Origin of the sequence: Streptomyces sp. NPDC048196, assembly GCF_040652715.1 — a bacterium.
GTDB classification, from domain to species: domain Bacteria; phylum Actinomycetota; class Actinomycetes; order Streptomycetales; family Streptomycetaceae; genus Streptomyces; species Streptomyces siderophoricus.
Genome location: NZ_JBEZMM010000001.1, coordinates 552,829 through 579,036 on the forward strand (window position 1 = coordinate 552,829; position 26,208 = coordinate 579,036).

Below are 26,208 nucleotides of genomic sequence, written 5' to 3' on the forward strand. Positions count from 1 at the left end.
CCGGGGAGCTGGAGGAGAGGAGCCACGGATGGTCGCCCGCACCCGTTTCGACGCCGACCCCTGTCCCGTCGCCCGGTCGGTGAACGCCATTGGTGACTGGTGGTCGTTGCTGATCGTGCGGGACGCCTTCGACGGCAGCCGCCGGTTCGGCGAGTTCCAGCGCAGCCTCGGCATCGCCAAGAACATCCTGGCGGCGCGGCTGCGTGCGCTGGAGAAGGCCGGGGTGCTGCGCGGCGTGCCCGCTCCGGACGGCGGGTCCCACCGCGAGTACCTCCTCACGGACAAGGGTCGCGCCTTGTTCCCGGTGATCGTCGCCCTGCGCCAGTGGGGAGAGGACCAGTGTTTCACCCCCGGCGAGGACCACTCCCGTCTGCTGGACCGCCGGACCAGCCGCCCGTTGCGCCGTTTGCAGATCCGGGCGGCGGACGGCCGGCCGGTAGGGCCAGAAGACACCGTCGTGGAGAAGCTGCAAGAGACGGAGAGGGCTGAGACGGAGAGGGGAGAGAAGGGGAAGGCCGAGCAGGAGAGGGGCGCGACGGAGGTCTCGGCGGAGGAGGGCGAGGGCTGCTGAGCGGGGCCGTTCTCTCCTACGCTTCCAGCCGGGTCGTGAGACATCATTTCACTCATGAGCTTTGCCATGACGCCCGCCATCCCGGCCGGCACCCTCTCCGCCTCCGCTCAGCCCTCAATTCCGTCGGATGACGGCGAGTTGCTGTTGCGACCCTGGGAGGCGGACGACGCTCCGGTCCTGCAACGTGCCTTCCAGGACCCGTCAATCCGGCGCTGGCACACGCACCATGTGACGTCGCTGCAGGAAGCCCGGGACTGGGTCACAGCCTCCCACCGGTCCTGGCAGCAGGAGCAGGCCGTCCAGTGGGTCATCACCCGGGCCGACGGCGAGGTCGCCGGCCGGATGTCTCTGCGGTGGATGGACCTTCTCCACGGCCTCGCCGAGTGTGCGTACTGGGTCCTGCCCCACGCCCGTGGCACCGGTGTCGCCCCGCGGTCCCTGGCCGCGTTGGCCGGCTGGGCGCTGGACGAGGCCGGCTTCCACCGCCTTGAACTCGCCCACTCGGTCGCCAACGAAGCCTCCTGCCGGGTAGCCACCAAGTCCGGCTTCGCGTTGGAGGGCACTCGGCGCGGCGCGCATCTGCAACGGGACGGCTGGCACGACATGCACCTCCATGCTCGTGTCCAGGGAGATGCTTGAGCGGACCGAGTGGCCGGTGAACGCGGTTCCGCAAGGCGCCGGCAGCCCGGCCGCCAAGGGCCACGGCCCGAACGCCCGCCTTTCGTAAGGTCGTTGACGGTCCACGTCATGTAGCCGCGAGAGTGGTTTACCGTTCCCGTCCGTGTGAAGACGCTGGCTCTACGGCGTTCGTATGCCAAGTGTGATGAGCCATGAATTCACACGACATGAGCACTTCGCGCGTGACTCCGGGTACGGACGACACCAAGGCATCGAGCGAGGCGCAGCCCTCACGGCGCGCCGTGGTCACGGCAACCGGGGCCTCGGCGCTCGCCGCCGGACTCACCGCCGCCGCCATCACGCCCGCGACCGCGCTGAGCCCGGCCACCGCACCCGCGACGGCGCCGGCCGCGGTGCCGCCCGGCGTCGATCCCAAGGCGTTCACCACCGTCGCCCGCGCCATCGCCGTCTACGACGAGCATGACAAGTCCCTCGTGCCGACCTACCTGAAGGCCATCGAAAACGGCCTCCCCACCAGCCGGGCGAAGGCGACGAAGCGGGTCCTGGTCGTCGGGGCCGGCCCGGCCGGTTTGCTCGCCGCCAACCTGCTCCACCGGGCAGGCCACGACGTCGTGGTGATCGAGGCCAACGGCAACCGCGTCGGCGGCCGCATCAAGACGTTCCGCAAGGGCGGTCACGAAAACGGAGAGCAACCCTTCGCCGACCCCAAGCAGTACGCCGAAGCCGGTGCCATGCGACTGCCCGGCAGTCATCCCCTCCTGATGGCGCTGATCAAGAAGTTCGGCCTCACGCTCCAGGAGTTCTACCTGGTGGATGTGGATGTCGACGACCCGACGAAGCAGGCCAACCGCGCCTGGATCCACGTCAATGGCGTCCATATGCGCCGGGCCGACTACGAGAAGAACCCTGAAAAGATCAACGCCACCTTCGGTGTCACGGGCCCCAACCGCACGAAGACCGCATCCGCCATCCTCGCGCAGGCCCTCGAACCCGCACACCGGCTCATCCGAGGCAAGGAAGGAACCGCCCTCGTCAACGGGTGGGCCAAGGTCCTCAAGAAGTACGGCCATTGGTCGATGTACCGGTACCTCACCGAAGTCGCCAAGCTCGACACCAGGACCATCGACCTCATCGGCACCATCCAGAACCTGACCTCACGGCTGCACCTCTCCTTCACGCACAGCTTCCTGTCCAGCGCGCTGATCGACCCCAAGACCAAGTTCTGGGAGATCAAGGGCGGCACCGCGCTGCTCGCCGACGCGTTGTACAAGCCGGTCAAGGGGAAGGTGAGCCTCGACAGGCGCGCCGTACGCATCGAGCGCCACGCCGGAAAGGTCAGGGTGCACACCGTTTCCGAGGCCTGCCAGACCGGCAAGGGCGGTGTCACGGAGGTCTTTGAGGGCGATGAGGCCATCATCACCGTGCCCTTCTCCGGACTGCGCCATGTGACCTTCGACCCTCCGCTGACCTACGGCAAGCGCCGGGCCATCACGGAACTGCACTACGACGCCGCGACCAAGGTGCTGCTGGAGTTCTCGCAGCGCTGGTGGGAGTTCACCGAGGCGCAGTGGAAAGCGGCGCTGAACTCCATCGAGGACAACCTCTACGACAAGTACCAGGCAGGCACGGTCAACCACGGCAGGTACCTCGGCGCGCACAAGTCCGTGCAGGACCTGGGGGTGACGATCCCCGACGAACTCAAGAAGTGCTTCGCGGTCTTCCGGCCCGCCTCGAAGAACGAGCCGAGGGCCACTCACATCCGCGGTGGCGGCAACGTGAGCGACAACGCCAACCGCTTCATGTACTTCGAGCATGCGCACCCCATGGAAGGCAGCGACGGAGGCATCATGCTCGCCTCCTACAGCTGGTCCGACGACGCCCTCAAGTGGGACGCCTTCGCCGACGACGAGCGGTATCTGCGCGCGCTCGCCGGAGTGCAGGCCGTCTTCGGCCGCCGGTGCGAGGTCTTCTTCACCAACAAGTGCAAGACCCAGTCATGGATGCGCGACCACTACGCCTATGGTGAGGCCTCCGTGCTCTTCCCCGGCCAGCACGCAGAGCTGTTCCCTGACGTCCCCACGTCCGAGGGGCCGCTGCATTTCGGTGGGGACCACACCTCCATCAAGCCCGCCTGGATCGAAGGGGCGCTTGAGTCTGCCGTCCGGACGGCGCTGAAGGTCCACACGAGCTGACAGGAGGCACGATCCCCCGGTCCGGCGTCCCGCCCCACGGGACGCCGGACCGGCTCTCCTAGCCGGCCGTCCGCTCCTACCCGGTCGTCCTCCGCTACCCGGTCGTCGCGGCGCTAGGTGCCGTTGGCCTCCGGCTCGTAGAGGGTGATCGCCCCGGAAGGGCAGAGACCGGCGGCCATCTGTGCGGCCTCGCGATGGGCGGTGGGCGGCTCGGCGTGCAGCAGGAGCACGCGGCCGTGGTCGGGATCCTGGTCGAATACCTCGGGGGCGGTCAGCGCGCACATCCCGGCACTGATGCAGCGCTCACGGTCGACGCGCAGGCGCGGAGTCCTCATGACTCCACCTGGTCCCAGGTGACCGGCAGGCTCTTGACCCCGTAGATGTCCGCGGTCTCCGGACGCAGCAGAACCTCTTCGGCCGGTACGGCCAGGCGCAGCGTGGGGAAGCGGTCGACCAGCGCGCGGAACGCGACCCGCATCTCGACGCGGGCCAACTGCTGACCCAGGCACTGGTGGATACCGTGACTGAAGGCCAGGTGCCCGTCGTACGGCCTTCGGAGGTCGAGCACATGGGGATCGGCGAAGCGCTCGGGGTCGCGGTTGGCGGTGTGGTACGACAGGACGACGGTCGTGCCGGCCTCGATGGTCTGGCCGCCCACCTCGACGTCCACCAGCGCCGTCCGCAGGAAACTCTTGGCGACGCTCAGATACCGCAGCAGTTCCTCCACGGCCCCGTCGGTGAGCGCGGGATCGGCGCGCAGCGCCGCCAGTTGGGCCGGGTTCTGCAGCAGCGCGAAGGTGCCGAGGGACAGCATGTTCGCGGTGGTGTCGAACCCGGCCGCCAGCAGGATCAGGCTGATCCCCTTCAGTTCCTCATCGGTCAGATCGCTGTCGGTGAGTTCACTGAGCACGTCGTCGGTGGGGTTCGCGCGCTTGGCGGCCACCAGCTCCGCGAGGTACTCCTGGGTCGCGGTGTAGGCCGCAATCAGCTCTTCGTCGCTCGTCTCCCCGCCCATGAACGTGTCGATCTGCTCCTGGAAGGAGCCCCGGTCCTCGTACGGCACCCCCAGCAGCTCGCAGATCACGATGGTGGGGATGGGCTTGGCGAACGAGGTCACGAGGTCTGCCGGCGGCCCGGCCTTCTCCATGGCGTCCAGACATTCGGCGGTGATCTGCTCGATGCGCTCGGTGAGCAGTCGCATCCGCCGTACGGTGAACTTGCCCACCAGCGGTTTCCGATAGCGCCCGTGCTGCGGCTCGTCCATGAGCAGGAACTCGCCGGGCGGCGCCGGCGGAACCTCGAAGTCCCCCACGTTCAACAGCTCCTTGCGCGAGCTGAATCGCGGGTCCGCCAGGACCGACCTGACCATGTCGTAACCGGTGATCAGCCAGCCGGGCTTGCCGCCGAGATGGGTGTAGTGGCTGATGGGGCCGTGCCGACGGGCGTCGAGCAGCTCGGCCGGCGGGTCGAAGGGGCAGCCCGGCTGACGCGCCGTCGGCTGCGTTGTGACGGTGTGGACGGATTCACTCATGGCCATGCCATTCCTCAGCTCGCGATATGACGTGTTTGACGCGTCCCGAAAGCTACGTTGCGTTCAGAATCCCGTCAATCGACAAAAGGGCATTTCCGCAGGTGTAGGCCGGAAAATTGATGCAATGACGCTGAGGGCGAATGCAATGCTGCGTTGCAATGGCTACCGCCGAAGGCAATGCTGACGGCATGCCAGGAGGACGGTTGTCCCAACTCTTGACCGTGGACGGGGGACCGTGTGCCGGTGCTCGTGCTGGCGCGGGGCACTCGTCCGGTGCCGCGGTCGCCTGTCAGTGGGTCCTGTCATAGTCGACGGGATGATGACGCTGCCGGACCGATGGACGGGACATGAAATCCATACCGAAGGGCCTTCTGGGCGAGCCGGTCGATGAGCGGTTGGCTGTCCTGCGATGACCGACGACTTCCCCGACGGCGAAGCGTCGTTGAGCATGTGGCTGGACGAGATCCTCATCGAACTCGGCAAGCTCGGAGCCCTCCCGCTGCCCGAGGACTTCGCCGACGACTACCGCCCGGAATCCCTACCGGTCCTGGAAGCCGCAGCCCTCACCCACCAGGAGCAGGGCGGAAATGTCGACCTCCTCATCCGCGCCCTGGGCGCCTACCTCGGGGAGGCGATCCTGTACACGGCAGGCGGCCACTGGGAGTGCTCGGGATTCCCGGCAGACGATCCCGCCGTAATCGTCGACCCCGTACTCAAGGCCGGACCCGTCTACGTGTGCGGCGTCGTGCGCCGCGCCCTGGACGAGGCCACCGGCGGCGTGTTCGCCGAGGAGCACGGCTGGATGCGGATCGCCGCGGAGGCGCAGAGGGGAAAGGATCCGGAGTGGCGGCCGGTCAAGGCAGCGGACGGGGTACAGCGGCAGCTACAGCGGCCCCGGGGCCGTAGGTGACCGGCGTGGACGACCGCAGACGCGGCCCTCCCAGTCGCCAAGCATGAGCGCCACGGAGCAGATCGTCGCAGCGCTGGGGCTCTCGCGCAGGCCGGGGCGGCGAGGCGTTTGAGCACGTGTCTGAATCACAGGCGCCGAGAGCGTGGCGTCTGTCCATGGTGCGCAGGACGCGCCGCTCCTACCTTCGGCATACGCGAATCCAGCGCCGGGTGGCCCCGGCATTCCTCGCCGGACCGGCCCTGGCCGGTACTGGCCTGGCGTGCCGCGCCACCATCCGAGGGGAGTAGACCCGTGAACGCTGACGGCAGGCAGCCCGGCCCGTCGCCCACCGGCATCATCCACTCCGGACCGGCCGTGCGCGGCCGGTCCGCCGATCCGAGTCAACTCCGGTGCCACTGCGGCCAGTTGCTCACCCGCTGCCAAGGCTGCCAGTCTCCCCGTTGCCTCGACTGCGACCCCTATCGATCCGATGACTGTGCCTTCGCTCTCTGAGCAAGCCCTCGACGGTGTACGCACCGAGGAGCCGGACACATTGCCGCATTCCTCACGCCGTCCACGACCCCAAGACCAGTCACCGTCCCGGCACTTCGTGGTGATCGGCAGCGATGAGGCCCGCAGGGTCTGCGGCTTCCTGCAGTCGGCCGGACATACGGTGCGCCATCTGGCACAGCCCACGGACGAGGATCTGCGCCGGGCGCTGGACCAGGAGACGACGGGAATCGAGGTCGCGGGGGTCGCGATCCTTTTCGATGACGACGTCGAGTCCCTGCGCTACGCGCTCGCGGTCGAGCACATCTGCCCAGGCGTCCTGCTGGTGGTGACCGTCTTCGACCGGACGGTCGCCGAGCAACTCGTGCGCGTGGTTCCGAACTGCCAGGTCACCTCGCCGGCCGAGGTCGCCGCCCCGGCCCTGCTGGCCGCCTGCCTCCAACCCGACCTGCTGGCCCTCAACCGCACGCCCTCGGGCCACATCGGCGCCCGTTGGGAAAGCGACGGCGTGCGCGTCGAGACGTACCGGCCACCGCGCTCCCTGAGGTGCCGGGCCTGGCTGGGGAAGCTCAGAGGGCAGCTACGGCCCCACGACGGCAGCTCCCGCATCATGCTCACCGGTCTCACCGGACTTCTCGCCGTGCTGCTCGCGGACTGGAGCTGGGCCGTGACCCTCAACCACCGTCCACCAGTGGAAGCCTTCTTCGAGGCAGTACGCACCGTCTCCGCCGTCGGCCCCGCGTCCGCGCACGGGTCGAGCGCCTATCTGCTGTTCGCCGCACTCGCGATGCTCATCACCGTCGTCTTCACGGCCGTCTTCACCGCCGGCATGGTCGACCGCCTCCTGGGCCCCCGCTCGATCGGCATGGTGGGCCCGCGGGCCCTTCCCCGTGCGGGCCACGTGGTGGTCGTCGGGCTCGGGCAGGTGGGGCTGCGGCTGTGCACCCGGTTGCAGGACCTCGGCCTCGGTGTGATCGCGGTCGAACGCGACCCGGCAGCCCCCAACCTCCGGCTGGCCAAGGCCCTCGGCGTACCCGTCGTCATCGCCGACGCCACCGACAGGTTCGTGCTGCGCAAGCTCAGCCTCCACACCGCTCAGGCCATGGCCGCCGTCGCCTCCGACGACCTGGACAACATCGCCGTCGCCGTCGCCGCCCGGGCGGTCGCGCCCGATCTGCGCGTGGTCATCCGGGCAGGTGACCACGAGGCCATCGCCGAGACCCAGTCCCTGTTCAGGATCGGCACCGTCCACGACCTGGGCAGTCTGAGTGCCGCGTACACGACCGCGAGCCTGACCGGACTACGGCCACGCGGAGTGATCGCCCACGGCAGACGGCTGTGGGTGGAGCACGGCAGCGGAAGCTTCACACCGTGGCCACACGCGCTCCGGTGCGATCACCCACAGGACGGGGCGTGAGCGGTGGGATCCGCCGCGCGAACCCACCAACTCGGTGCACCGCTCACAAAAAGCTCCCAGGACGCGCCCGCCTCAGGGCCGGTAGAGGTCGGTCGGTATGTACCTGGGTCCGGACGAGCATCAATAGCGTGGGCAGCGAAGGCAGGATCCGCTGACCGGCACTCGTGAGGCCCCGGAGGAGGGTGGGCGCATTCCTCAGTGTGGGCGCATTCCTCACGCCGGCGTCCGGCGTTCACCCTCTGGCGCTGGCGACCCCCGAGCCGTCCATGTAGTCCCGGACCCGCGTGATCAGTCCGTGGTGGACGTGGAGTATCAGGAGGCCGGGGACGGTGAAGGTGGCGTGTCCGTTCGGCAGTGTTCCCACCACGACATGCTCGGCGATGATCACTTCCGGGTCGGCGGCCTCGTAGACCGCCGTCTTCCTGATCTCCTCCACCTGGGCCGGGCTGGCACCCCAGGCCGCCCGGTATCCCGTACGCACGGCCTCGCGCCCCTCGTAGCGCGGGGGAAAACCGGGCGGAGTGAACGGGAACTCATGCACGGCGTCCGCGGAATAGAGATCGGCGAGATCGTCTGCGGACTTGTCGAGGATGGCCTGGTAGTAGCAGGCCAGCACCTCGCGAGGGGTGCGCACGGCGGATGTCTGCAGGTCCGACACAGGGTCACTCCATTCGTTCAACAGCTGTTGACCCACTCACCGTAGGGGGCGATCGGAAGTTCGGTCAACGACTGTAGAGTGAATTGGGTGACCACTCCTCACCACTCCCGCGCCGAGCGTCGCCAGGCCACCGAGGCGCGCATCCTCGACCACGCACGGGAGTTGTTCGCCGAGAAGGGATTCGACCGCACCACCATTCGTGCTGTGGCGGCCGCGGCGAGCGTCGACCCGGCTCTGGTCATGCGGTACTTCGGCTCGAAGCGCGAGCTGTTCACGCAAGCCGTGCAGGCGCTCCCCGCGCCGCCGACGACCCCTGATGCCGACGCGCTCGTCGATCAGCTGCTGGCCACGCTCGGCCTCAAGCTCGGCGGGCTGCCCGAGGGCACGCTGGCGATGATGCGGTCCATGCTCACCGACCCGGCTGCGGCCGAGCACGTCCGCTCGGCCCTCGGCCGGCAGATCAACGGCATCGGCGCTGCGATGCCCGCAGCCGAGGACCCAGAGCTACGGGCCGCTCTGGTCGTCACCACCTTGCTGGGCGTCACCATCGGCCATCAGCTCCTCAGCCTGGCCCCTCTTCGTGACGCCAGTGCCGATCAGATCGCCGCCTTGCTCCGCCCGGCCATCAAGGCCCTCGCGGAACCGCCGGGGTGAACAGGGGGAACGGGTGAACGGTCCGGTCTCTCTCGCGCGGCGGCGGAGCGCCTGGGCGGGGCGGTGTCCAGCATCAAGCAGACCAGGCCGGGTGCATGCCGACCTCGTCACGGAGCGGCCGGACGCATCGAGGACCTGTCCGCCGCACTGCCGTCTCACTCCTTCTCACTCCTTCTCTCTCCTTCCGCTTGATCCGCAGCACTCTTGCTCACCGGGTGTGAGACGCTCCCTGAGCGCGACGAGGTGGGCAAGAGGCCGTAACGGGCCCGGAGTTGCACTGGCACGGACACGGCGGAGAGGTCGATGGAGCTGTTGGGGGAGTCGGACCGGCCGGTGGTCGGGCCGTATCGGCTGGTGGCCGAGCTGGGGCGGGGCGGCATGGGGCGGGTGCTGCTCGGTGTGGCGCCGGACGGGCGTCTGGTCGCGGTCAAGGTGGTGCGCTCGCAGTTCGTGGAGGACGACGGATTCCGTACGCGTTTTCGCCGTGAGGTTCAGGCATCGCGCAGGGTGTCGGGCGCGTATACGGCGGCCGTGGTCGATGCGGACGCGGACGCGCCGCTGCCGTGGCTGGCTTCGGTGTTCGTACCCGGCCCGCCGCTGAGCGAAGTGGTGGAAACCGTCGGCCCGTTGCCGCCGGAGGCAGCGGTGCGCCTGGCCGCGGGGCTGGCGGCGGCCCTGGCCGAGGTCCACCGGGCCGGGCTGATCCACCGTGACCTCAAGCCGTCCAATGTGCTGCTCGCCGCCGACGGGCCCCGGGTCATCGACTTCGGGATCGCTCGGGCCACCGACAGCGAGGGCGGCACTGAGATCACTCACACGGGCTGGCTGGTCGGTTCGCCCGCCTTCATGTCTCCGGAACAGGCGGAGAGCCGTGAACTCACCCCGGCCAGCGACGTGTTCTCGCTCGGCGTGGTGCTGGTCCAGGCATGCACGGGCAGGAGCCCGTTCGCCGGCCCCTCAGCGCCGCAGACGCTCTACAACGTCGTACACACCGAACCCGACCTCGCACCGCTCCCGGACGAACTGCGCGGACTCGTCGCGCGGTGCCTGGCGAAGGATCCGTCCCGTCGGCCCGCGCCGGCCGAGATCCTGGAGCATCTGGGGCGGCTCGCTCCGGCCACACGGCCCTGGCCGGCCGCCGTACACGCCCTCATCGATGGGCAGCAGGCCGAGATCATCGGCCTCCTGGGGCTGCCCGAGGACGGTGGCGTACGCGTGGACTCCGGAACCGTAACGGTCCTCGGCACCGCGCCGGGAGGAAGCAGCACCCCGCAGCCTCCCGAGGACCCGCCCCCGCCCCCTCAGGGGCCCGGACCCCGGCCGGACGCCGCTGCAGCGGACCTGCCGACCGAGACCGCTTCGCCGCCGGCCGAACCGCCCTCCGGCCCCGTTGTGCCGGACGGCACGCCAGAGCCTCGGCGCCCGAGCCGCCGCACCCTCCTGCTCGGCGCACTGGGTGCCGGTGCCGCAGTGGCGATCCCGCTCACCGTGAACCAGCTCTCGGGCTCCTCGGCCAAGAACGCCACCGGTGGTTCCCCCTCGCCGAAGCCATCGCCGTCGGGGACGGCGAGCCCGAGCACGTCGCCCACCCCCGAGCGGCCGTCGAGATTCACCATGTCCGACCGGTTGAGCACCATGATCACGGCTGTGGAGTTCAGCCGGGACGGCAGGCTGATCGCCGTCGGGGATCTGGACGGCGGCGTAGAGCTGCGGCACAGCACCACTCTGAAGACCGCGGTCGTCCTCGATCACCCCGGCGACACGGGAGTCGACAACAACACCGGTGACCTGGCGTTCAGCCCGGACGGCAGGCTCCTCGCCAGCGTCGACGACTTCGCGACGATCACGCTGTGGGACGTCCCCTCCGGCAAGAAGGCGGCCACGCTCCACGGCGACAAGAACCAGAAGGACGACGAGATGTCGTCCCTGGCGTTCAGCCCGGACGGGCGGACGCTGGCGTACGCCGGGAACTTCACGATCACGTTGTGGGATGTGAAGTCCCACGACAGGGTTGCCACCTTCGTCGAGCACCCGGACCACCAGGAGTACCCCATCGATGGGGCGGTGTCGGGTGTGGAGTTCATCCAGGGCGGCCGCACCCTCGTCGCCGCCACGACCGGTGGGAAGCTGCGTTTCTGGGACATCCGCCGACAAAGCCTTATCGCCACTGTCCAGGGCCCCAGGAGGGGCCTGTTGAACCTCACGGTCAGTCCCAACGGCAAGGTCCTCGCCGCCAGCGCGGACGCCGAGATCAACGAGGTCAGGCTGTGGCACTCCGACAGCCGCAAAGAAGTGGAAACCCTGACCTTCACCGACAAGCCGATCGGAGCCGTGGCCTTCAGCCCGGACGGCAAGTCGCTGGCCGCCAGCGAGAAGGGCGGCGCGGTCCAACTCTGGTCCACCAGCACCTGGAACCCCACCCGGGTGCTCGACAAACGGATCGAGGAGGCGGGGAAGGCCATGGCGGGCGCCGACGTGTGGCAGGCCAGCTGCAGTGCCCTCTCCTTCAGCCCCGATGGCAAGTTGCTGGTCGAAGCCCTGGACTACTACCTGGCCCTGTGGAAACTCAGCTGATTCCTTTTGACTCAACGGTCCCCAGTTCCTTGCGAGTTGCCCGGGTGAACGGATCCGATGGTGGCGGACATCGGTAGGACGGGGAGCCACGGTGCTGAGTGGGCGCGAACCGAATGATGGATCCAAGGTGCTGAGCGGGCGCGAACCGAGTGATGGCTTCACCGTGCTGCCGTCTGTGCACGTAGCCGAACGACGGGTCGCACATCTGGTTGAAGACGGGCATGTGCCGGAAGCAGTACGCACCGACCCTCTGCAATGTGCGCTCGCCTTTCAGGAGGAAGGCGCCGAATGGCTGCACCTGGTGATGACCGAAGAACACGGCGGGTTCGATATGGACAGCGCCAGCCGGATCATCGACGCACTCGACATCAACGTCCAGAGGTGCTGGCTGCCCTGGACGGCGCCGGCTGCGCCCGCTACGTCGTCACCGACGTCAGTCGGGAAGGCAGCCTGACCGGCGCCAACCTGTCATTGCTCCAGGAAGTGTGCGTACGCACGCCGGCCGCCGTCCTTGCCGCCGGAGGCATCACGACCCTGGCCGACCTCAAGACCATCGCCACTCTTCAGCCGATGGGCGTCGAAGGTGCACTGATCGGCCGCACTCTCCGCAGCGCTGACGGACCGGTCCGGCATCGGATCGTTCCACCAGCGCGATCGCGGCCAGGGTGGCCACCCCCCACAGGAGTCACCCCGGCCGTGATCACCTACGCGCGCGATCACGCGCCCGTATGCAGTTCTGCGCCGCAGGAGGCTCCCGTGTTACCCGACCAGGCCATACGTCCGATATGGGCGTCCATATGCGCCCTTTCAGCCCTGCCTGCCCTGCGGGTGTGACAACTGATCAACCGGTGACGCAGAAGGAGTAGCCGATTGGTCATCGGCGTACGCGGATCCGACGGTTCCCCCCGTGCCAGCGGATCCGCCCCTATGGCGCGGGCGGCGCTGCCTTCCCCCCGGCGGCCCGCCCGCGTCCGACCTCACCCCACCTCCGCTCGGCCACTCCGACCGCGCACCCCGAACCCCGGTGCTCCGACGCACGACGAGCGGTGCGCACGAGGAGCGGTCCGCGTCCGCACGAGGAGCGGTCCGTACGAAGAGCGGTCCGTACGAATACCACGCACGGACCGCTCGCGGCCGGATCGGTGTCGGTCAGCGGTCGCTGGTGACGGTGACCGGGGCGTCGTTCTTCAGCTCGTCCACGAGCTGCTTGACCTTCGGCCTGTCCCACTGGAGGTTGCCGCCGACGCTGCCGGAGACCGGCATGTTCATGGACTTGCCCTCGCCGCTGTTGACGTCCATCATGGCGAAGAACATCTTGGCGAGCAGGTAGGGGTTCATGTCCTTGTCGACGACGAGGGTGTCCAGGCCCGCGCTCATGACCGGGTAGAGCGTGAACGGGTTGAGGAGGGTACCGGGCGTGGCCACCTGGCTCGCGAGCGCGGAGAGGAACTTCTGCTGGTTCTTGGTGCGGTCCAGATCACTGCCGGCGAAGGCATGCCTGGTACGGACGTACGCGAGCGCCTGGGTGCCGTTGAGGGTCTGCTTGCCGGCCTTGAAGTCGGCACCGGACCACTTGTCGGTGAAGCCCTTGTCGAGGTCCATCTCGACGCCGCCCATGGCGTCGACGATGTCGGCGAAACCGGTGAAACCGATCTCGGCGTAGTGGTCGATGTGCAGCCCGGTGTTGTACTCGACCGTGCGGACCAGCAGTTGTGGGCCGTCGAAGGCGTAGGAGGCATTGAGCTTGTTCGCGCCCATCGCGGGCCTGATCCTGCCGGACTCGGAACCGCGGAACTCCGGGATCGTGACGTTCGAGTCGCGCGGCAGGGAGATCAGCGTCGGGCCGTTGGAACCGACGTGCAGGATCATCATCGAGTCGGTCCGCTGGCCCGCCTCCGCGCTGCCACCGGTGTGCAGGCTCTTGCGCCGGGCCGCCGACATGCCCTTGCGGCTGTCCGAGCCGACGATCAGGTAGTTGGTGCCCTCACCCGCGGCCGGCCGGTCGATGACCTTGCTGAGATCGACCTCCTTGCGCAGCTTGGAGTCCGCCCAGAAATAGGTGCTGGCCGCCACCACGAGCAGGAGGACGAGGACGGATATCAGAATCCGCTTGCCCTTGCCGCGCCGACGTGGGGCCGGCTCGAAGTCATACGGGCCGCGGTCTTCGGAACGGGGCGGCGCCGCGGGCCGCTGGGTGGGTATGAAAGGGGCAGAATTCGGGGGACGCGCCGCATGTGCGGGCTCATACGGTTCCTGGAAGTCGGCATACCTGCCGCGGGGCCTCTGATGCATGCTCAGCAGTGTGCTTTCTCCCGTTGTCTCGCACACAACTCAGGGAGCGATTCAGGGAAGACTGTTTCCGACCTGATGCACAGCGACCGAGGGATCCGGCCGCAATGTCCTGCCAAATACCCAAGGGAGCGACCGAACAGGCAGTCATGGCCGATTACGAGAATTCGGGCAAGTCGCACCCGATGCCTTCGATCCTCGGCTCAGCGCATCACTGGGCCCGCTCACCACGTTCACTGCACAACCACAGAACGACTATGCGGCATTGCCCGGCAGCCGGAACACGTATCACGATTTCCGGGAAATTCGCCACGTAGGGAGAGGGGGCGCCGGTCTGGAGAGGCATCCGCCTCGATGCTCAGGGGACACGGTCGTCCGCGACCCCTGAGCTCGGCGCAAGCGTAGTCAGAGGCGTCGCAGCCAGGCGGCTGCGCCATGGCCGACCGCGAGGTAAATCAGCGCGGGAAGGGCGTAGTTGAAGAAAACGCGCAGCCCTTCCGTCTCCATGACGAAGATGTCCTGCGACCAGCCGGCGAGCCAGTCGGCCATACCGTGCACGAATCCGACGAAGACATTCACCTGATTCGCGTCAAGCAGGTACAGCAGGATCCACAGCCCGAGAAATCCCGCGGCGACATCCGCGAGACTGTGAATGATCAAGGCGAGTCGATCCGCTCCGACACCTCGCCGGTTTCCTTGCCAACTTCTCCTGGTGTGGGAGGTTGTGTTCGGAACGGAGGGGTACGGGGCCGCGGGGGCGGGGTCGTACGGTGAGGGTGAATTTCTGGGGTGCGGGACGTGCGCCCCGGAAATCGGCAGCGGAGCCGTATCGCCGCCATCCAGCGAGTTTGATCCGCGGGGGTACGGGGAGTTTGACCTGGAGTCGTATGGGTGATTTTGCGGTACACCATCATTGGGGTAAGTCACGGTGCGCGCATTTCCCGTTGGGCGATTCCGAAACTCCCTTCACCGCTATTTCACATCGCTGTCCGCGGACCGGCCACTTCACCATCGACGGACCGATGACCATCGGCACCACCCTCTGCGGCGCGCCGGTCGAAAGTGTCACACCCGCCTGCGGCTGCCCCCGCTCCGCGTGCCTCGATGACTCCGATCCGCAAGACGGCGATGTGGTCCAAGGCGACATCGGCAACCGACGGATCTACGGGGTCGGCATCCCGAAGAAGAGGACGGTCACCAGTCGTTCGTCGATGCCCCGAGGCCCGCACGATGGCGAACACCTTGGGCAAATGCCCCCCTAGTGGGACTGCTCGTGCCGGGTGAACGCGGCGATCAGGTCGTGGGCCGTGTGGGTGGTCCGGGCCGTGCTGTTGTCGGAGTCGGGCCCGTGGGCCTCGCCGCCGTCAAAGGTGGCGGCCTCGGCGCTGCGGGGGAACATGGCCTGCTCGTATGCGGTGAGCGCGGTCTCGATGTCGTCGGGGTGCGCCGCGATGGCATTGCCGAGTTCGGCGCCGTCGAGCATGGCCAGGTTGGCGCCTTCGCCGTTCGGGGCCGAGAGGTGGGCGGCGTCGCCGAGCAGGGTCACTCCGGGCACCCGGTCCCACCGGTGCCCGGTCGGCAGAGCGTAGAGGGGTCGCAGGACCGGCGCGGTGTCGGCGTCGGTGATCAGGGCGGTGAGCTCCGGCGCCCAGCCGTTGAACTCCTCCGCGATCCGCGCGGTGGCCACGGCGGCATCGGTGAAATCGATGGCGGCGAACCAGTCCTGCGGCTCGGTGAGTCCCACGTAGGCGTGCAGAGTGTCGTCCTTTTCCCGGTGAGCGAAGATCTCCCTGCCCGGCGTGGGCACGATCATCGACCCGCCGCCGACCGCTTTTGCGGCGGCTGGGTGCCGGGTTTCGGCGTTGAACAGGTAGGTCTCGACGACCGACTTGCCCGTGTACTCGGGTGTGGCGGTGGAGAGCAGCGGCCGGACCCGTGACCACGCGCCGTCCGCGCCGATCAGCAGGCTGGTGACGACGGTGCTGCCGTCGGCGAACCTCACCTCGTGGCGACCTTCGCCGAGGGAGCGGGTGCTGCTGGCCTTCTGGCCCCACCGGACGGTGCCGGCCGGGAGCGAGTCGAGCAGGATCTGTCGCAGCTCGCCGCGCTGCACCTCGGGGCGCCCACCCGTGCCGTCGTCGGCTTTGTCGAACAGGACGGTCCCGTCCGGGTCGAGGACCCGCATTGCCTGGCGGCCCTCCAGGATGAGGCCGCGGAACTCGTCCATCAAGTCAGCTGCTTCGAGGGCGAGTTGGCCGTTGTAGTCGTGGATGTCGAGCATCCCGCCCTGCGAACGCGCAGTTGGCGAGGGCTCCGCCTCGTAGACCGTGGCCGGTATTCCGTGGACGTGCAGGACGCGGGCGAGCGTGAGGCCGCCGAGCCCGGCGCCGATGATGGTGATGTCAGTGGTCATGGGGCTTCCTTGCTGACCGTGGACCGCTGGGCGGACACCCGGCAGGTCATGCCGGGAGCGTCGTTCCAGAGAGTCGGGACGATGCGATGCTGGGGGCCGGCGCCGTTGATGCCGGCGCCAACCAGTTCCAATGTCCCGGCAGCCAACGACACATCACCGACAGACCACCGACCACCACCGACATCCGCTGAGATCCGCCGACAACCAACCGACGCCGGCCCCGGACCCGACGCCGGCCCCCTGCCCCAGACCCGGCCCCGGACCCGGCCCGGTCGTCCGAGGAGCCTTGCCAGGCACGCGACCCACTGTGCCGCTTTCGACGCCTGGACCTCAGTCGGGTTGCTTGGCCATGACGACCACACCCGGCCCGGTGTGCTCATCCGCAGGGAGTCGAAGCTCGGCGACCGGGCGCAGTCCCGCCTGCTCGATCAGGTCCACGAGTTGTTCCGGCCGCCATTTGTGTGTCGTCCAGCGAACGGGCACACCGCCGTAGGCCTCGGTGCGCACGAAGTCTTCGTCGCCGACGTGTGTTGCGGTGATGAAGTGTCCGCCTGGCTTCAACGCCCGCGCGAACATGGCGAGAACCTGAGGAAGGACCTCACGGGGGAGGTTGAACAGTGACCACCACCCGAGCACGCCGCCAAGGGTCGCTTCACCCAGGTCGAGATCGGTGGCGGAGGCGACGCTGAAGCGGCATTGCGGATGAAGACGGCGCGCGTTCTCGATCATGCGGGGAGAGAGATCGACCCCGGACACGTCGAGTCCACGTTCGGCAAGGTAGGCGGTCACCGTTCCGGGGCCGCAGCCGACGTCGAGGACAGGCCCGAGATCGCTCACGGTGTCAGCGAAGGCATCGATCGATGCCTTGAGCCATGGATGGCAACGGATGTCGCCGACTCCCGTCGTCACCACCATGTGGGCGTAGTTGTCGGCCACGCGGTCATAGGACTCACGTACCACGTCGAGATCGGCCGGTCGGTCGATGGGGCTGTCGATTGGGTTGTCAATGGGGTGGTCAACTGGGCGTTGAATATGGTGTGGGCGCACCCGCCAACCATAGGACTGTGCAACGGCGTTGGGACTGGTAGGGGTGGGACCAGGGTCCGCCGGACACCAGCCGTAGTGACCGGTAAGCAGTGGTCGGCCGGCGGCCGGCCCGGCATCGTCGTTGCCGACCGGATCACTCCGTTACGGGCAGGCACTCGGCAAGCAGCTCGACGACGTCGCGCCAGGCTCGCTGCGCGTGCTGCGGGTGGTAGCCGACGCCGGGGCGCACGGTGTGGTCGACCGGCGGGTGGTGGAAGGCGTGCAGGGCTCCGCCGTAGACCACGAGGCGCCAGTCGACGCCTGCGGCCTGCATCTCGGCGGTGAACGCGTCCCGTTGGGCGGGCGGCATGATCGGGTCTTCCGACCCGACCCCGGCCCACACCGGGCAGCGAATGCGCGCAGCCTCGCCCGGTCGGCCCGTGATGAGTCCGTTGACTGTCGCGATTGCGCGCAGGTCGACGCCGTCGCGCCCGAGTTCCAGCGCGATGGCGCCCCCGGTGCCGTAGCCGATGGCGGCGATCCGGTCGGGGTCGGTCCGCGGTTCGGCGCGCAACACGTCGAGCGCCGCGTGTCCGATGTCCCGCATCCGGTCGGGGTCGGCGAGCAGCGGGGTCGTGTGCGCCAGCATCTCCTCCGGGTCGGAGAACCAGCGCCCGCCGTTGATGTCGAAGGCCAACGCCACGTACCCCAGCTCGGCGAGGGCGTCGGCCCGACGGCGCTGGAAGTCGTTCAACCCCGGTCCCTCGGGCCCGACCAGGACCGCGGGCCGGCGGTCGGCGCCGGCCGGGAGCGCGAGGTGCCCGATCATCGTCAAGCCGTCGGCCGGGTACTCGACCGTGCGCGTGGTAATCGTCGTCATGAGACGGACTGTAATGATCGTCGAGCCAGGTCGGGCCGGTGTTCACCGCCGGCGGAACAGCGCGGGTGTGCCTCTGGAATGCGGTGATGGCTTGTACGAAATGCGGCGCGGCGACGCTTACACGAAATGCGGCGCGGCGATGGCTTATCCGGCTCGTCAGCGACTCTGCCGAAGCTGCGCACTGCTGCGCACCGGCTGCGGACGCGCTGGAGGACCGCTCAGCCCGCCATGGGAAAGTGCGAGGCCAGAGCATCGAAGCGGTGCTGGTTGTAGGAGAGCATCTGGAGGAGGCGGTCGGCGGCTCCTCCGGGTTCGTCCGGAGGCGCCTGCACGTCCAGGGGCATGCTGCCCCTGGACGCCCACCGGAGGGAGCCGTTGCTGCCGATCGAGGTTCGCGTGTGGTTTTTGTTGTCCTGGTGGAGGCAGTAAGGGACGTCGAGGAGGCCGAGGCGGAAGGCCTCGTGGAGGGAATCACCCACCGTGGTCTTGAGGGCGAGCGTGGTGTTGATGAGGGCCGAGGCCTCGTGAAGAACGTCGCTTCTTGGGAGGGGTGCGGAGCGGGGGACACCGTGCGCGGCGTTCGCGGCGATGCGGAGGGCTGCGACGTTCTCCGCGATGGTGGGGATCCGTTGGGACTCGACGGTTGTCTTGACGATGAGACGTTCGCAGCCGGAGGCCGCGGCAAGTTCGGCGCTCTCGCGCAGAAGCGCGGTGGCGCCGTCCGTGGACTTCGGGTAGACACCCATGAAGGTGTAGAGGACCACGTGCCAGTCGATATCGGGAAGGTGCTCTTCGGCTAAGGTGCGCAGAGCCAGGATCGCGTCGAGGTCTTGCTGCTGATTTGTCTGCTGGGCGTAGCTGAGGGAAACGCTGCGGATGCCGTTCTCGACGAAGAAGAGGCATTCGAGGACGCTGAGGGCGACCAGAAGACCTGGTGGACACAGCTGCCCCAGCATGCAGCCACCGAAGGTCTCCAGATGTGCGGCACCCTGCCCGCCTTCCGCAAGAATCTGGCATCCCTCTGCCCAGGCGTCGATGGATTCCCGCAGGGGCACCCTGCTGTAGGGCAGGCAATAGGAGACCGGGCCTCCCTCGGAAACAGTGAGACCGAACCTGAGCATGGTTCGGAAGATTTCCTGGGGTTTGGGCGATCCGTGCCTGACTTGAACGGGGAAGGCGTCGAGGTCCATGCCGCGCAGGAGCAGGGCATTGTTCGCGTCGCTGTGTGACACGAGCGGGTAGCCGTTGAGCGATTCACCTGAAGCGATGGCTCGGCCGGCCCGCAGAAACTGTCCGGTGCGCGTGAAACTGTCCAGGGTGATGGTGCCGACGGTGCGAGGGCCGGCGTCCCGGACGGCGTCAAGACCGGCCCGCATGAGTTCCGGGTTCGCGAAGCCCATGCGGGATTGAACAACCAGTTCATTCCGGTTCCTCGCCTCGGCGACGTACGCGCCGAGACTGGATATCTGCGACATGCCGATCGCCGATCCTTAAGCCGCGGTCGCCGTTGAACTTACCGAAAAGCCGGACAGGTACGAGCGGAAAGCATCGACGGCCGTCTCTCTGACGAACACCTCGGCAAAGCCCATATCGCGCAATCGCTGCACTTCATCATCGTGGATCTCTCCGTGGGTGTGGAGCTTGCCACCGAGGACGACGGGCGGACGGACTCGCTCCGGCACTCGAAGGACGGCGTCGAGCAGGGCGGGCACCTCCAGGAGGCCATGACCGTTGACGGTGCTGACCACGAGGAGATCGACATCCGACTCGGTGAGGGACTCGACCACGAGTCCGACCGGGGTGCAGGGGCCGAGGTTGATCACCTGCCACCCGCACTCTTCGAGAACGAGCTGCAGATAGACCAAATTCCACGTGTGGGCGTCAGAGCTGATGGTGGTGACAACCGCCACGGGGGGACGAGAACTCACGAGCGGGCTATCTCCTTATCGCAAGGGTTGGCCGATGACGCTCCGCCGGCGATGCGCAGCACCGGGGTCATCGCGATCCCGGCGAGCGCGAAGGTCGCACCGAGACAGACCCAGCCGATCGTTCCGTTCTCGATGACCAGGGTCGAAATGACGAAGGGGGCGACCATCTGGGAGAACGCGAATCCGGTGGTGAAGAGTCCCTGGTACTGGCCGTTCTGACCGGCCGGAGCGAGGTCGATGCTGATGACCCAGCCGGCTGCCGACTGGATGATTTCTCCATAGAGATGCAGGCCTGCCGCGACGAGCAGGAGGACACAGGCGCCGAGTGCGGAAGCGCCGTCCGCCAGGCCGGTGAGAACGCAGGTGCCGAGGAACAGGAAGCCGGCCAAGCGCCATGACCGCCGCGCCGAGTCGAGCGTTCCGATCCTGCGTGAGGCGGATATCTGAAACAGGACGCAGCCCGCAGTGTTGAAGAGAATCAGCACCGCCGTCATCCAGTGCGGGGCATTGGTGTGCTGGGCGATCCACAAGGGGAATCCGATGTCGAGCATGGCGAAATGGATCACCATGATCATGTTCACCATGGTGGCGGCCGTGTACCGGCGGTCCCGCAGGACCGGCAGCCTGGAGGCGCCGGGCTTCACGGGCACGGCCGCGATGCGAGGTAGCGCGAAGAAGACGAGGCCGCAGATGAGATAGGACGCCGCGTTGAAGCCGATCACGCCCAGGTAGGCCTCTTGGGTGTCGGCCCAGATCGCCAGGCCGGCGATACCGCTGCCGATCGCGACGCCCAGATTGCCGATCGTGCGGATCTGGGCCCTCGCCAGGGTCGCGTCTTCACCGGCGGTCAGGGTCGAGAGGACCGCCTGCCGCGCCGCGTAGGCGCCCCTCTCGATGAACGTGAACACGACGGCGACCGCCGTGAATTGGACGAATCCGTCGACCACCAGGAAGAACACGGCGGCCAGCGCGCTGAGGATCAGGAGCACGGCGGCCACGTCACGCTGGCCCCGCCGATCAGCGAGGTGCCCGAACGGGACACCGGAGACGAGGCCGGTGGCGCCGGCGACCGCGAGTCCCACGCCGAGCTGGCCGGGCGTCACCCCCGCGAACCTGGTGAAATACAGCGCCGAGGAGGCCATGAAGGCGCCCCGGCCCAGCAGGTTGAAGAAGACGGCTATGCCCAGTAATCGGACGTTGGTCGACATGGATCGCAGGATCACTGGCGGCGTCCCGGTTCGTCCTTGAGGTCAAAGGTGAGCGACTCCACTGCCGCCAAAGCTCGCTCGGCGGCCTCCTCCGGCGTCGCGCCGAGTGCCCAGGCGAACGCGAGTCGCGCGAGCGAACCGGTGAGTTCGCCGATGTGCTCACCGACACCGGCAACCGTGGCGACCTCCGCCACGCCGGGCATCCGCTCGGCGTCCTCGATGCCGTGGACTGCGGTGAGCACGCCCCGGCGGTCGGCGCACCGGTACCGGATGGCTGCGAATTCCGCGCGCTCACCGCTCACGTGACGCCTCATCGCCCCCTCGACCTCCGCGGTGATCGAGTGGCCGACCGCCTGACGGGCCCAGGCCTTCTGGATATCGATCCCCGTCGCGGCCGCGAGCATGTTGGGGATCCGGTCGCCGCCGTAGCGTAGGTGGGTCTCGATGATCCGGACACCGTTCTCGGTGAGGATCACCTCGGTGTGGGTCGCGCCGTCCCGGATCTCCAGCGCGTCCAGCATCCGGCGAACGGTGTCGGAGATCGCCGCCGCCTCCGCTTCGGGAAGCGGAGCCGGCACCAGGTGCCCGACTTCGACGAAGCTGTCCTGATCGATGGACTTCTGGGTGATCCCGGCCACGAAGTGCCGGCCCCCCTCGCTGATGCACTCGACGCTGAACTCCCGGCCCTGGTGGAAGGGCTCGGCAATGAGCTCTACCGCGTCCAGGCCTGAGGTTCCCTCCGCACTCCATGTGAAGGCCCGAGGGACGTCCGCGGGGGACGCCAGTCTGCTGATGCCCCGGCTTCCGATACCTCCGGCGGGCTTGCAAATGACGGGGTAGCCGAGCTCCCCGGCGGCCTTGGCCAGCCCGTCCGGACCGACGACTATTTTCGCGAGAGTGTCATCGACGCCCGTCTCGTTCAGGCGGGCGCGCATGAGGTACTTGTCGGTGACCCACTGAGCGGTGTGCCCGGAGTAGCACCTCAGCCCCAGCTTCTCTGCGAGGTAAGCGGTCTTGTCCGCATCCGACTCGGTGAAATTGACGATCGCGTCGATGCGGTCGTGCTCATGGATGGCCTGGGCGATGCTCAGCCATTCCTCCCGGCCGGTCTCACGATCGAGGATCAGCAGCCGGTGCAGGTCCTTCCTGTCCCAGACCTTGCTTTCGACCTCCTGCCGGCAGATCACGCTGATCCGGAGTCCGGGAGCGGCCTGGAAGCAGTTCCTCGGGATCTCGCGTGCTCCGCCGATCATGAGGAGGTGTTCGGCAAGCGCCGCGCGCTCCTCACTCATCCGACCACTCCGTATTCGCGTAGAACCAGTCAACACATGCGCGCAGGCGCTCTTCGACCTGGTCACTGGTCTCGCCGGAAACGAGGAAGGTCGCGATCTCGCCGTTGGTGTGCCGCATGGCCTGGTAGCGGCGTCCGGCAGGGGCGTACGTGTAGTCCAGCACCCAGTCGAACGGAGCCGCCTGCGGAACCTTGGTCATGACCCCGGCTCGGGGAGAGATCGTCGTCTGGCCCGCGATTTGCTCCTGCAGGGCTTCCGTTTGCGGCCAGTCATGCGGTTCGAACCCGCAGAACGCGCGGACCGCGGCCATCTTGAAATCGACCCCGAAACTGGCGCGGTTCTCCTCGAAGATCGAGCCGCCTCCGAGCCGCTGCGCGGCCTCGCCGAGGACGAGCTCGCCGTCCGGACGCTGCCAGAGCTCCACATGGAAGAGCCCGTCGGGTCCGAAGGGAAGCACCTTCTCCAAGAGATTCCTGGTGAATCCGATGACTTCCCGGGAAAGGTCACTGCGGGCGTCGAGCATGGTGCTGCCCATGAATCCGCCGTGCAGGAAATCGATATGACTGCCGATATACCGGGCTGCGCTCATGAAGCGGCAGACGCCCTGGGAGTAGTAGCCATCGACGCGTAGCTGCGTCCCGTCGACGAAGGCCTCGGCGAGCATGTCCGGCTCGCGGTCGATGCCGGCGAAGATTCCCGCACTCAGCAGGGAGTCCAGCTCCGCCTCCGAGTCCAGGATGAAGGTCTCGGCCGATCCCTTGCCCGAGATCGGCTTCAGCACGACCGGGAAGCCGACCGCGTCCGCGAAGTCGAGCAGCTCGAAGGCGTTGCGGACCTTCCTGAACTCGGCCACCGGAATGCCTGCCGCAGAGGCGCACTGCTTCATGAGGAACTTGTCGCGCAGGTAGACCGCGTCCTCAGAGCGGATACCGGTCAACCCGTGGCGTTCGCGCAGCCATGCCGCTCGCAGGACGTCGGCCTCCGCCATGGGGATGATCCGCTTGAACCCGCCGTTCGCGAGCAGGCGGTCGGCCCGCTTTCCGACCAGGTCGTTCATCGCGTAATTCTGGAAGCATTCAATTTCCGGGAATGCCTCCCCGTAGTGATCCTTGATCCATTCCGGCGGATGATCGTGGTCTGTTCCCGTCAACAGGTGGGCGGTGTTCTGGGTGGCCTCGGACCATTCCTGTGGTGTATTGCGGAGCAACACCTTGAGCGGCGTCATGATTAAGTTTTCCACGGTGCCTCATCCTGCTCGACTGAGTATATGCTTGGCTATTTCGTCCGCATCATTGAAGAACTCGTTCCAGGGGCCGGGCCGGCCGCTTCCGACGAAGGTGAACCAGCGGGTGTTCTCCGTCGGAATGCCGATCACGTACAGGCCCTCGGGCGATGAGCCGTCTCGCCCTACGGGATGGAAAGGCGCGCCTGTCGTCGCCACACCGCCGGTTCTGAAGACGTCTTCTCCGTTGCGGTTGACGTATTCCGTCAACGTCCCCCGGTCGCGAAGGTTGGCCATGAGGCGAGAGGTTTCCAAGGACAGATCCACGCCGGGAATCCTGGCGTCGATGAGGGCGTCGAGTTCCGTGTCGGAGCCGGCGACTTCCGGCGATCCGACGGTGAACCGGCCGGTGGATTCACGCACACCGAAACGGGTCCCCGGGCCGGCGATGCGCACGATTCCGGCTTCGAGCAGCGCGAGCAAGTGGTACACGCGTTTTCTCGGCGGTCCCGAAGACAACATGGAACTGCGAGGGCTGAACCATCCGAGGAAATCGTTCGCGTGCGACTGCGCGGTGAGCCCCGAAAAGTCCACCAATTTACGTATCTCGCTGCGTGTATCTCTCAGGGCGTCCAGCGCGGCCTTGAGCGGATCGAGCCGGTTCCCGGCCTCGGCGTGCCGGAGGTCCCTGCGTAAGAACGCCATCACCTGTTGCGTGAAGTTCTGCGGCGATGCATAGGAGAGCCCGTCGAACGGACGCGCCAGGGCAAAGAAGTCGACGGGTTCGGCGTGGACCCCGAAGGCCTCGGCGACGTCCCTGATCACCAGGGGATCACTGGTGCCGCGTTCCCTGACCTTCTTGACGAACGCAGACTCCGAGGATGCGCCGGCCAGACCGCGCACAAGCGTCGAGAAGTACACCAGGTGCATTTCGGCCAAGACCCACGGGGCGACATCCGACCGGAAATCCAGGGGGCGACCGGAAGACCTTGCAAGGATCTCATCGGCCTTGAACAGAGTGGGCCGGTAGGAATGGTCGGGGGCCTTCTGATTCCTCCCCCGGGCGAGCAGCGGCAACCCGCTACGGGAGCCCGCGATGATCAGAGGCTCGTGACCGCTCGGCTGGTAGCTGTACTCGTTCTCCGCGACCTCGAGGAACTTTCCTTGGCGCCCCTCGGTCAAGGAAAAGACCACGTCATAGAACGAAAGACCGAGTCCGATGACCCCGGTCGGTGCGCCCGCGGAAATTCCTTCGTGGTTCATCTCCGCGGGAGAGTCGCTCCGGATGTACTGGATTCCGGGTGTGCGGGCGGCGAAGTCCGCAAAAGCGAGCTCGTTGTCCTTGAGGCGAGGAAGGCCATGCCCGGTTGCCAGGACGACGCTGTCGGCTTGGAGTGTGCGTCCGCCATCGAGGCACACGTGGAAGACTTCGGCTTCCCGGCGTACGTCGATGACCCGGTCATGAATCCCCGCTAAGGAAACCGCCGGCGGCAGGGTCTTCTTCGTTATGTCCAGGACGAACCGCATGTACCGGCCGTAAAGGTTTCTGGGAGCGTATTCATTGCTGCCCACTCGTGCATCGCAAGACCGCCACCATTCGGCGAGCGACGGACCCGCGCCGGGACGGATCGGCCCGTCGTCCGCGGGACCGGAGAACATGGTCACCTCGTCGGCGACGGTGTTCATCCGGTAGAAATCGTCCTGGTCGGTGCGCCAGATGCGACCGCACCCGACTTCGGTCGAGTCAATCAGGTGGATGTCGATCCTGGAACGATGGGAGAGGCCCTGGAGTCGCGCCGCGATGCGCTCAAGAACCGCGAGCCCTCTTGGTCCTGATCCGACGATAGCGATCCGGTAGACGTGGGGGGAGCCGTTGACGTCGCTCACAGGGTCCCTCGCTGGGGGTGGGGGAAAGTGTGGAACGTCAGGCGTTCCGTCCGAGCCGTACCGGACTTTATGCCGGAGTGATCATCCGGTAAATGGATTTACGAAGGCACTGAATACCGGAGTGATCCACGGAGCGTGACCAAAACAAGGGCATTCCGGCGGGGCGGACGGCGCGGAACATGCCATAAGGGACCGGGGAATGCGGACATTCGGCCCTATGCATGCACACTGCGTGCGAACATCGCCCTGGCGTGATCTACGTCTCACCGGTCCCATGCCGCTACTCGGAAGAAATTGCTCGGAGCGCGTTCGGCGCCGAGGCCTACAGGCAACGGAACGCCGCCGAACGGTGCATCAACCGCTGCGAACGGTAGCGCGGCCTGGCCAGGCGCACCGGCAAACTCGCCTCGCCTACCAGGCCGCACTCC

At 67.4% G+C, this 26,208-nt stretch carries 22 protein-coding genes and 1 pseudogene; 9 read left to right on the forward strand and 14 right to left on the reverse strand.

Annotated features, from left to right (window positions below; translation table 11 throughout):
- Positions 1-28: 28 nt before the first annotated feature.
- The 3 genes from AB0E02_RS02620 to AB0E02_RS02630 all read left to right on the forward strand — a co-directional run bounded on the left by AB0E02_RS02620 (position 29) and on the right by AB0E02_RS02630 (position 3,402).
- On the forward strand, positions 29-571 hold the full coding sequence (locus AB0E02_RS02620) for a helix-turn-helix domain-containing protein (protein ID WP_362135146.1): 543 nt from the start codon (positions 29-31) through the stop codon (positions 569-571).
- Between the two features lie 54 nt (positions 572-625).
- Positions 626-1,210 carry a GNAT family N-acetyltransferase gene (locus tag AB0E02_RS02625; RefSeq protein ID WP_362135148.1) on the forward strand — a complete coding sequence of 195 codons (585 nt, stop codon included), beginning with the start codon at positions 626-628 and terminating at the stop codon, positions 1,208-1,210.
- Positions 1,211-1,416: 206 nt separating this feature from the next.
- Positions 1,417-3,402 (forward strand): FAD-dependent oxidoreductase, encoded by a 1,986-nt coding sequence (locus tag AB0E02_RS02630; RefSeq protein WP_362135150.1) that lies wholly within the window; start codon positions 1,417-1,419, stop codon positions 3,400-3,402.
- A 113-nt stretch (positions 3,403-3,515) separates the two neighbouring features.
- On the opposite strand, the gene AB0E02_RS02635 is transcribed toward AB0E02_RS02630, so the two are convergent.
- The gene (locus AB0E02_RS02635) at positions 3,516-3,737 is read right to left on the reverse strand and encodes a ferredoxin (RefSeq protein ID WP_362135152.1); all 222 of its coding nucleotides are present in this window, start codon (positions 3,735-3,737) and stop codon (positions 3,516-3,518) included.
- Positions 3,734-4,933, reverse strand: a complete 1,200-nt coding sequence (locus AB0E02_RS02640; RefSeq protein ID WP_362135154.1) for a cytochrome P450 — start codon at positions 4,931-4,933, stop codon at positions 3,734-3,736. The genes AB0E02_RS02635 and AB0E02_RS02640 overlap by 4 nt, the downstream gene beginning before the upstream one ends.
- Positions 4,934-5,342: 409 nt before the next feature.
- Between AB0E02_RS02640 and AB0E02_RS02645 the strand changes: the two genes are divergently transcribed.
- Positions 5,343-5,843, forward strand: a complete 501-nt coding sequence (locus AB0E02_RS02645) for a hypothetical protein (protein ID WP_362135156.1) — start codon at positions 5,343-5,345, stop codon at positions 5,841-5,843.
- 589 nt (positions 5,844-6,432) lie between these two features.
- The gene (locus AB0E02_RS02650; protein WP_362135159.1) at positions 6,433-7,749 is read left to right on the forward strand and encodes an NAD-binding protein; all 1,317 of its coding nucleotides are present in this window, start codon (positions 6,433-6,435) and stop codon (positions 7,747-7,749) included.
- Positions 7,750-7,981: 232 nt separating this feature from the next.
- Here AB0E02_RS02650 and AB0E02_RS02655 read toward each other — a convergent pair whose 3' ends face one another.
- Positions 7,982-8,407, reverse strand: a complete 426-nt coding sequence (locus AB0E02_RS02655) for a nuclear transport factor 2 family protein (protein WP_362135161.1) — start codon at positions 8,405-8,407, stop codon at positions 7,982-7,984.
- A gap of 87 nt (positions 8,408-8,494) precedes the next feature.
- On the opposite strand from AB0E02_RS02655, the gene AB0E02_RS02660 reads away from it, so the two are divergent.
- The 4 genes from AB0E02_RS02660 to AB0E02_RS02675 all read left to right on the forward strand — a co-directional run bounded on the left by AB0E02_RS02660 (position 8,495) and on the right by AB0E02_RS02675 (position 12,469).
- Positions 8,495-9,061, forward strand: a complete 567-nt coding sequence (locus AB0E02_RS02660) for a TetR family transcriptional regulator (RefSeq protein WP_362135163.1) — start codon at positions 8,495-8,497, stop codon at positions 9,059-9,061.
- A gap of 303 nt (positions 9,062-9,364) precedes the next feature.
- A complete protein-coding gene (locus AB0E02_RS02665) occupies positions 9,365-11,635 on the forward strand; it encodes a serine/threonine-protein kinase (RefSeq protein WP_362135165.1) in 2,271 nt (756 codons plus the stop codon).
- 91 nt (positions 11,636-11,726) lie between these two features.
- Complete coding sequence (locus AB0E02_RS02670; protein WP_362135167.1) at positions 11,727-12,089, forward strand: hypothetical protein; 363 nt, start codon at positions 11,727-11,729, stop codon at positions 12,087-12,089.
- Positions 12,017-12,469, forward strand: coding sequence for a HisA/HisF-related TIM barrel protein (locus AB0E02_RS02675; protein ID WP_362135169.1), 453 nt, complete (start codon positions 12,017-12,019; stop codon positions 12,467-12,469). Before AB0E02_RS02670 ends, AB0E02_RS02675 begins: the two co-directional genes overlap by 73 nt.
- Before the next feature lie 315 nt (positions 12,470-12,784).
- On the opposite strand, the gene AB0E02_RS02680 is transcribed toward AB0E02_RS02675, so the two are convergent.
- From AB0E02_RS02680 to AB0E02_RS02730, 11 genes and pseudogenes are all read right to left on the reverse strand, one after another.
- Entirely contained in the window at positions 12,785-13,927 is a 1,143-nt protein-coding gene (locus AB0E02_RS02680) for an LCP family protein (protein ID WP_362135171.1), read from the reverse strand.
- 402 nt (positions 13,928-14,329) lie between these two features.
- Positions 14,330-14,608: pseudogene (locus tag AB0E02_RS02685) on the reverse strand (hypothetical protein); the annotation flags it as partial.
- Between the two features lie 574 nt (positions 14,609-15,182).
- Positions 15,183-16,337 (reverse strand): NAD(P)/FAD-dependent oxidoreductase, encoded by a 1,155-nt coding sequence (locus AB0E02_RS02690; protein ID WP_362135174.1) that lies wholly within the window; start codon positions 16,335-16,337, stop codon positions 15,183-15,185.
- 330 nt (positions 16,338-16,667) lie between these two features.
- Positions 16,668-17,297 carry a class I SAM-dependent methyltransferase gene (locus AB0E02_RS02695; protein ID WP_362135563.1) on the reverse strand — a complete coding sequence of 210 codons (630 nt, stop codon included), beginning with the start codon at positions 17,295-17,297 and terminating at the stop codon, positions 16,668-16,670.
- Positions 17,298-17,517: 220 nt separating this feature from the next.
- On the reverse strand, positions 17,518-18,243 hold the full coding sequence (locus AB0E02_RS02700) for a dienelactone hydrolase family protein (RefSeq protein WP_362135176.1): 726 nt from the start codon (positions 18,241-18,243) through the stop codon (positions 17,518-17,520).
- Positions 18,244-18,461: 218 nt separating this feature from the next.
- Positions 18,462-19,718 carry a methylaspartate mutase gene (locus tag AB0E02_RS02705; RefSeq protein ID WP_362135178.1) on the reverse strand — a complete coding sequence of 419 codons (1,257 nt, stop codon included), beginning with the start codon at positions 19,716-19,718 and terminating at the stop codon, positions 18,462-18,464.
- Between the two features lie 15 nt (positions 19,719-19,733).
- Complete coding sequence (locus AB0E02_RS02710; protein WP_362135180.1) at positions 19,734-20,153, reverse strand: cobalamin-dependent protein; 420 nt, start codon at positions 20,151-20,153, stop codon at positions 19,734-19,736.
- Positions 20,154-20,167: 14 nt separating this feature from the next.
- On the reverse strand, positions 20,168-21,379 hold the full coding sequence (locus AB0E02_RS02715; RefSeq protein ID WP_362135183.1) for an MFS transporter: 1,212 nt from the start codon (positions 21,377-21,379) through the stop codon (positions 20,168-20,170).
- An 11-nt stretch (positions 21,380-21,390) separates the two neighbouring features.
- Positions 21,391-22,671 carry an ATP-grasp domain-containing protein gene (locus AB0E02_RS02720; RefSeq protein ID WP_362135185.1) on the reverse strand — a complete coding sequence of 427 codons (1,281 nt, stop codon included), beginning with the start codon at positions 22,669-22,671 and terminating at the stop codon, positions 21,391-21,393.
- A complete protein-coding gene (locus tag AB0E02_RS02725) occupies positions 22,664-23,911 on the reverse strand; it encodes a hypothetical protein (RefSeq protein ID WP_362135187.1) in 1,248 nt (415 codons plus the stop codon). The genes AB0E02_RS02720 and AB0E02_RS02725 overlap by 8 nt, the downstream gene beginning before the upstream one ends.
- Before the next feature lie 6 nt (positions 23,912-23,917).
- Complete coding sequence (locus tag AB0E02_RS02730) at positions 23,918-25,780, reverse strand: FAD/NAD(P)-binding protein (protein ID WP_362135189.1); 1,863 nt, start codon at positions 25,778-25,780, stop codon at positions 23,918-23,920.
- Between the last annotated feature and the right edge of the window lie 428 nt (positions 25,781-26,208).

What these genes read in the sequence shown, in the direction of transcription:
- AB0E02_RS02620 (WP_362135146.1), top strand. Translation starts at nt 29, where the DNA reads ATGGTCGCCCGCACCCGTTTCGACGCCGACCCCTGTCCCGTCGCCCGG.
- AB0E02_RS02625 (WP_362135148.1), top strand. Translation starts at nt 626, where the DNA reads ATGAGCTTTGCCATGACGCCCGCCATCCCGGCCGGCACCCTCTCCGCC.
- AB0E02_RS02630 (WP_362135150.1), top strand. Translation starts at nt 1,417, where the DNA reads ATGAGCACTTCGCGCGTGACTCCGGGTACGGACGACACCAAGGCATCG.
- AB0E02_RS02635 (WP_362135152.1), bottom strand. Translation starts at nt 3,737, where the DNA reads ATGAGGACTCCGCGCCTGCGCGTCGACCGTGAGCGCTGCATCAGTGCC.
- AB0E02_RS02640 (WP_362135154.1), bottom strand. Translation starts at nt 4,933, where the DNA reads ATGAGTGAATCCGTCCACACCGTCACAACGCAGCCGACGGCGCGTCAG.
- AB0E02_RS02645 (WP_362135156.1), top strand. Translation starts at nt 5,343, where the DNA reads ATGACCGACGACTTCCCCGACGGCGAAGCGTCGTTGAGCATGTGGCTG.
- AB0E02_RS02665 (WP_362135165.1), top strand. Translation starts at nt 9,365, where the DNA reads ATGGAGCTGTTGGGGGAGTCGGACCGGCCGGTGGTCGGGCCGTATCGG.
- AB0E02_RS02680 (WP_362135171.1), bottom strand. Translation starts at nt 13,927, where the DNA reads ATGCATCAGAGGCCCCGCGGCAGGTATGCCGACTTCCAGGAACCGTAT.
- AB0E02_RS02690 (WP_362135174.1), bottom strand. Translation starts at nt 16,337, where the DNA reads ATGACCACTGACATCACCATCATCGGCGCCGGGCTCGGCGGCCTCACG.
- AB0E02_RS02700 (WP_362135176.1), bottom strand. Translation starts at nt 18,243, where the DNA reads ATGACGACGATTACCACGCGCACGGTCGAGTACCCGGCCGACGGCTTG.
- AB0E02_RS02705 (WP_362135178.1), bottom strand. Translation starts at nt 19,718, where the DNA reads ATGTCGCAGATATCCAGTCTCGGCGCGTACGTCGCCGAGGCGAGGAAC.
- AB0E02_RS02715 (WP_362135183.1), bottom strand. Translation starts at nt 21,379, where the DNA reads ATGTCGACCAACGTCCGATTACTGGGCATAGCCGTCTTCTTCAACCTG.
- AB0E02_RS02720 (WP_362135185.1), bottom strand. Translation starts at nt 22,671, where the DNA reads ATGAGTGAGGAGCGCGCGGCGCTTGCCGAACACCTCCTCATGATCGGC.